Annotated in this window: 7 protein-coding genes; 4 read left to right on the top strand and 3 right to left on the bottom strand. The window is 71.0% G+C overall.

Annotated elements, in window-relative coordinates:
* Positions 1-81 precede the first annotated feature (81 nt).
* A complete protein-coding gene (locus ACZ53N_RS10580) occupies positions 82-1,878 on the bottom strand; it encodes an alkaline phosphatase D family protein (protein WP_469140518.1) in 1,797 nt (598 codons plus the stop codon).
* A gap of 85 nt (positions 1,879-1,963) precedes the next feature.
* Positions 1,964-2,632, bottom strand: a complete 669-nt coding sequence (locus ACZ53N_RS10585; protein WP_469140519.1) for an HNH endonuclease family protein — start codon at positions 2,630-2,632, stop codon at positions 1,964-1,966.
* 214 nt (positions 2,633-2,846) lie between these two features.
* Between ACZ53N_RS10585 and ACZ53N_RS10590 the strand changes: the two genes are divergently transcribed.
* Positions 2,847-3,638, top strand: a complete 792-nt coding sequence (locus ACZ53N_RS10590; RefSeq protein WP_469140520.1) for an ABC transporter permease — start codon at positions 2,847-2,849, stop codon at positions 3,636-3,638.
* Between the two features lie 205 nt (positions 3,639-3,843).
* Positions 3,844-4,425: a TMEM165/GDT1 family protein gene (locus tag ACZ53N_RS10595; protein ID WP_130877553.1), complete on the top strand. Its 582-nt coding sequence runs from the start codon at positions 3,844-3,846 to the stop codon at positions 4,423-4,425.
* Positions 4,426-4,510: 85 nt separating this feature from the next.
* Here the strand turns inward: ACZ53N_RS10595 and ACZ53N_RS10600 are convergent, their stop codons facing one another.
* The gene (locus ACZ53N_RS10600) at positions 4,511-4,981 is read right to left on the bottom strand and encodes a DUF6255 family natural product biosynthesis protein (RefSeq protein WP_469140521.1); all 471 of its coding nucleotides are present in this window, start codon (positions 4,979-4,981) and stop codon (positions 4,511-4,513) included.
* A gap of 453 nt (positions 4,982-5,434) precedes the next feature.
* Here ACZ53N_RS10600 and ACZ53N_RS10605 point away from each other — a divergent pair, with 453 nt between their 5' ends.
* Positions 5,435-5,743, top strand: coding sequence for a putative quinol monooxygenase (locus ACZ53N_RS10605; protein WP_469140522.1), 309 nt, complete (start codon positions 5,435-5,437; stop codon positions 5,741-5,743).
* A gap of 8 nt (positions 5,744-5,751) precedes the next feature.
* Positions 5,752-5,946 carry a helix-turn-helix domain-containing protein gene (locus ACZ53N_RS10610; protein WP_469140523.1) on the top strand — a complete coding sequence of 65 codons (195 nt, stop codon included), beginning with the start codon at positions 5,752-5,754 and terminating at the stop codon, positions 5,944-5,946.
* Positions 5,947-6,002: the final 56 nt, after the last annotated feature.

The raw sequence follows: 6,002 nt of genomic DNA on the forward strand, positions 1-6,002 counted from the left end.
ATGGGCTCCTCGTGGCGGGGACAGGAAACGACGAGGGCTCCAGGTTAGGTACCCCTAACGATACTTGCAAGTTCAAGTTTCTTATTTCGTTCGAACACGCGCCCTGGTTTCGGCGGGCTCCTCCACCTCCACCCCCGCCGCCTCCGCATCCACGTCCACGTTCATGTCCAGGACCGTGGACAGTCGCTTCCCGGCGTCGTTCCCCTCCGCGCGCGCCTGGTCGAGCCGCAGCCGCGCGGCGCGGCCGCGCAGGGTCAGCGTCATCAGCTGGTTGCCGAACCAGGGGCCGCCGCCGACCCTGTCCCAGTCGAACGGTGGACGCCCCACCCGCCCGTGACGCGTCAGCGCCCGCCCCAGCCGCCGCCCCGGCCCGCTCCAGCCGAAGCGGAAGCCGAGCCGCACGGCGGTGTGGATGTTGTTGTGCACCGGGGAGCAGGTGAGCTGGAGGACCCGGCTGCGCACGGTGTCCGGCAGGGCGGGCTCGGCGACGTACGCGTGGTGGACGTCACCGGCCAGCACGCTGATCGTCGCGGGCGCGTCCGGCCCGCTGCCCGCCGTCGTGATCAGCTCGGTCAGCTCCGTGAACGACGCGGGGAACGCCGCCCAGTGCTCCAGGTCCGCCCGCTGGCGCACGGTTTCGGCCACGCGCGCCCAGCGGGCCCCGCGCTCCCCGGCGCACAGGGCCGCGTTCCAGGTCTCCGCGTCGTGCACCGCCGGTGGCAGCAGCCAGGGCAGCGACGTGCCGATGAGGAGGTGGTCGTACGAGCCGGGGCCGTCCAGCACCTCGCCGCGCAGCCAGTCCGCCTCGGCGGGGGCGAGCATGGCCCGCGCGCCCTCCCCGAGGACGCGCGTCGTACGGGTGTCGACCATCACCAGCCGTACGCGCCCGAAGTCACGGCGATAGCTCCAGCGGGCCTCGGCCGGGTCGTCGTCGACGCGGGCGGCGAACTCCCGCAGTGCCTCGGTGCCGTCCGCGGCGGAGCTGACCGCCTTGTAGAGCTCGTCGCGGGCGAGCTCGGCGGGGGAGAGGTTGCCCAGGTGCTGGTACACCCAGTACGACATCAGGCCGCTGACCGCCCGCTCCCGCCACCACGGCGTCGCCCGCATCCGGGACCGCCACGCCTCGCTGGTGTTCCAGTCGTCCATGATGTCGTGATCGTCGAAGATCATCAGGCTCGGGACGGTGGAGAGCAGCCAGCGGACCTCCGGGTCGCTCCAGGACTCGTCGTAGAGCCGGGTGTACTCCTCGAAGTCCGCGACCTGGTGTCCCGGCGGCTCGGTGAGCGGGCGCCGCTCGGCGATCCAGCGCCGGGTGGCCTCGGAGGTCTTGTCCGCGTACACCTGGTCACCCAGCAGCACGAGGACGTCGGGCCGGTGGTCGCCGGTGCCGTCCTCGGCTTCCGTATGCGCCATGTCGCGGGCCATGTCGCTCGCCAAGGTGTCGAGCGCGTCCGGTCCGAACGGGCCGAAGGGTTTCAGACGGGCACGCGCGCGGACGCCTTCCGCCTCCGGAGGCGGCGCGGACCAACGACAGGACCCGAAGGTGACCCGCACGGTGTCGTCACCGCCGCCGTCGGCGCCGAGCGCGGGCGTGCGGATCGTGCTGTCGGGGAAGGCCGACCCGGCGAGCGGCCACACCGGCTCGCCGTCCAGGAACACGCCGTACGCCGTCTCGCTGCCCGGCGTGAGGCCGGTGACCGGCACCAGGGCGTAGTGGTGCCCGGCGACCTGCCAGGTGCGCGCCGAGCCGCCCGCGCCGTCGGCGCAGCGGACCTCCGCCTCGCAACTCCGGTCGGTCTCGACCCACACGGTGGCGCTCGTACCGCTCTGCCAGTCGACGTACCGCAGCAGCGGGCCCAGTCGCAGGGCTGCCGTCATGCCGGTCTCCCCTCCGTCATCCCGTACGGTACGAAACGAGGGAGGGGAGCACGGAGTTTCCCATTCCGGGTGAAGTTCGCGCGGGTCAGCAGCCGTTGAGGACGGCCGCCAGCTTGGTCTTCTCGGCGGGGTCGACGGTCAGCTTGTAGTGGTGCTTCACCGTGACCCACATCTGCGTGTACGTACAGGCGTAGGACGCGAGCGGCGGCATCCACTGCGCCGGGTCCTTGTCGCCCTTGGCCTGGTTCACCCGGTCGGTGACGGCGATCAGCTGCGAGTGGGTCAGGTCGTTGGCGAACGCCTGCCGCTGCGCGGTCGTCCAGGTGTTGGCGCCCGAGCGCCACGCCTGCGCCAGCGGCACGATGTGGTCGATGTCGATGTCCTGGGCGTCCTCCCAGGTGGCACCGTCGTACGGCGAGAACCAGCGGCCCTCCACGGCGGCGCACTTGTCGTCCTGCCGGACGTCCTCGCCGTCGCGCTTGAGGACGACCTCGCGGGTGTTGCAGGCGCCGCCCTGGCTGCTCCAGTGCGGGAACTTGGAGCGGCTGTAGCCGTCCATGGAGCCCTCGCTCTTGACCGTCAGCTCGCCCAGGTACGTACGGGCGGTCGCGGCGTCCGCCGGGGCGGGCGGCGCGGCGTGGGCGGCCGGGCCGCTGAGGACGATCGTGCCGACCAGGGCGGCGAGGCCGCCGCCGACGGCCGCACGACGCGCGTAGACGCCGCGCGGAGCAGAGGTGACGCGTATACCGGACATGGGAACTCCCTTGGAGTGGGGGGCTGTCGGCCGTCTGGGCGCGGCCAGGATCGCGGCGACGGGTTGCCGAAGGGTGGTCGCCGGGTAACAGCGTGGCGACGCGGCCATGTCAAAGCAAGGGGGCGGGAGCGTGATCAACCCCTCGGACGCGATCGCTGACACGCCGCCACCCACGCGCCTCAGCAGGGAACTTCGCCGACCGTAGGGTGGCCGCGTGCTCGCCGCCGAAGTCCTGCTGCCCGTCGACACCGCCCTTTGGGTGGTCCTCGCGGCCCTGCTCGCCGCCGCCGTCACCGTCGCCGCGCTCGCCCGCCTCACCGGCGACCGGGGCCGGGGCTACGCCCGCCAGATCGCCGTCGCGGGGCTGCGCGCGGCTGTGCAACTGGCGGCGGTCTCCGCACTGATCGGCTGGGTGGTCCGGGCGGCCCCGCTGCTGCTGTGCTTCGTGCTGCTCATGTTCGCCGTCGCCGTCCGGACGGCGGGCCGCCGCGTCACGGACAACGGCACGTGGTGGTGGGCGGCCGTGCCGATCGGGGGCGCGGTGCTGCCGGTCGTCGCCGTGCTGCTGCTGACCGGGCTCGTGCCGTACAAGGGCATCGCGCTGATCCCGGTCACCGGCATTCTCATCGGCGGCGGCTTGACCGCGACGGTCCTCGCCGGACGGCGCGCCCTGGACGAGCTGCGCACCCGGCACGGCGAGGTGGAGGCGGCCATGGCCCTCGGCTTCCTCGACCGCGAGGCCCGGCTGGAGATCGCCCGCCCGGCCGCCTCGGACGCCCTGCTGCCGGGCCTGGACCAGACCCGGACCGTGGGCCTCGTCACGCTGCCGGGCGCCTTCGTGGGCATGCTGCTGGGCGGCGCCTCGCCGCTGCTGGCGGGGGCGGTGCAGATGTTCGTGCTGGTCGCGCTGATGGCCGTGCAGGTGGTGGCGGTGGCCGTCACCCTGGAACTGATCGCCAGGGGGCTGCTGCACCGGGGTGCCCCCACCAAGGTGCCTGTACCCTGAAGGGAGCAGAAGGGGAGTAGCTCTTCGCCGGACCGTCGACATACTGCTGAGTTCGCTCAGCCGGCGCCCGGAGGCGGATGTCTTTCATCCGCCAGCGAGACCTTCGGCCGCAGTGTCCACGACGCTGCCGTGCCGAAGCGACCCCTGATCTCCACGCAGGCCCCGTCCCTCGGTGCGCGCAGCCCACACCGACAGAGGAAACCCTGTGTTCAGCTTCACCGTCGCCGCCCTGGTCTTCGGGGTCGTCTTCCTGGCCGAGCTGCCGGACAAGACCGCTCTCGCCGGCCTGATGCTCGGCACCCGCTACCGCGCGAGCTACGTCTTCGTCGGCGTCGCCGCGGCCTTCGCCGTCCACGTGGCCCTGGCCATCGCCGCGGGCAGCGTCCTGACCCTCCTGCCGCACCGCCTCGTCCAGGCCGTCGTCGGCCTGCTCTTCCTCGCGGGCGCGGCGATGCTGCTGCTGAAGAAGGACGACGGCGAGGAAGAGATCAAGAAGCCCGCCGACCAGTCCTTCTGGAAGGTCTCCGGCGCGGGCTTCATGCTGATCCTCGTCGCGGAGTTCGGCGACCTCACCCAGATCATGACCGCCAACCTCGCCGCCCGCTACGACGACCCCGTCTCGGTCGGCGTGGGCGCGGTCCTGGCCCTCTGGTCGGTGGCCGGCCTCGGCATCGTGGGCGGCCGCACCCTCATGAAGCGGGTGCCGCTGGCTTTGATCACACGGATCGCGGCGGTGCTGATGCTGGCGCTGGCGGGGTTCAGCCTGTACGAGGCGGTGGCGGGCTGACGCCCGTGCGCTGCCGCGCTCGGGGGCCCTGGTACCGGCCGGGGCCGGGGCCCCTCCGTGCCTCCCGCCGTGCGACGGCGGTGGCTCACAGCACCTCACCACTCCGCCTGTTCGCCTCGCGCACCTTCTTGAGCAGGGCCGCGCGGGACTGGCTCGTGTCGCCTGCCGCGATCAGTCGGCTGTCTTTCAGGGTGCCGGTACCTGTGACGGTGGGGCCGTAGGGCTCCGGTCTCTCGGGGGGCTCGAGCGCGGGGCCGAGTGCCCGGAAGTCGATGACGCGGCGGGTTCCACAGCCGGAGCAGGTCATCATTCCGTCGGCAGCCGCCCAGGCTTCCTCGGGGTGGGGGCATCTGAGGCCGGGCGGCTTGGGGCTGAATGATCCCCTGTCCGCCGTGACCTGGTGCGGCTTCGCGGGTGGATCGGCCCCTCCTGTTTCGCGGTGTGGAGCGATGGTCGAGCCCGACGGCAGGACCGGTCGTCTGACCATGAGGCGGCTGAACAGTCCCAGACTCGCCAACAGTGCGATGGTTTCGAGGGCGGCCCGGACGGACGTCATGAGTGCTCCGCGCGAAGGTGCCGTCCCATCGCCACAGTTGTTGCCTCAGCCACGGGGGTGTTGCCCTGGCGGACGGCTTCCCAGCGTTTCTCCTTGATCTCTCTGCACTTGGTGCAGGGCCCTGTCAGGGTCTGAACGGCTTTTGGCTGCGGCCCGCTAGCCTGGATCTGCATCGAACCTCCTGCTTGCCTCAGGGGTGAGATGTCAGCCTCGGCGGAGACCCACGCGGTGTTACCAGCACCTGTGAGTCAGGATCCGCCGGGGCTTCTTCTTGTTCTCGTGCCGGCCGCCGTCCCGGGGCGCGGCGCGGCGGCGCTTCGGCTGCCGGAATCACAGCGACTCGCACTGTAACTGCGAAGCTACTCACAGTTTTTCTGCTAGTCAAGGAGCTCTGCGGCTACCCCTGTTGGGCGGGTTCTGACAGTCTTGGTGCGGCCTGAGAGGAGAGCGAACATGACCACAGGCTTTGGCCTGGTCGTACGCTTCACGCTGCGCGACGCCGATGCCGCGGGAGCCTTCGATGAGCTGGTGTCGCGAACGCTGGAAGACATCGGGCGCTATGAGCAGGGCACGGTGGTGTACGTGAACCACCGCGTCCCGGGTGAGCCGAAAGTCCGTGTGTTCTATGAGCTGTACAAGGACCGTGCCGCGTTCGACGCGCACGAACAGCAGCCGCACATCAAGAAGTTCCTCGAAGCGCGCGAGGAGTTCGTCTCCCGGACCGAGGTGACCTTCCTGGAGCGCGTCGACGGAAAGGTGTGAGCAGGACGGTGACACCCGAAGGGCGGCGCGCGTTCGGCGCGCGGGTCGCAGAGCTGCGTAACCAGTGCGGACTGACCCAGCGGGACCTGGCGGCAGAGATCGGCCGCACCACAAGCTGGCTGTCCCAGGTCGAACGCGGCGTCCAGCCGGTCAACCGATTGGATGTCCTACCTTTCAAGGGTGGTTGCTCTGGTCATTCGTAAGATCGGAGGGCCCGGGGGCTCTGGGTATGGCTGTCATTGGTGCGCCGTAGGGATGG

The sequence above is a fragment of the Streptomyces sp. NPDC033229 genome (assembly GCF_055576875.1).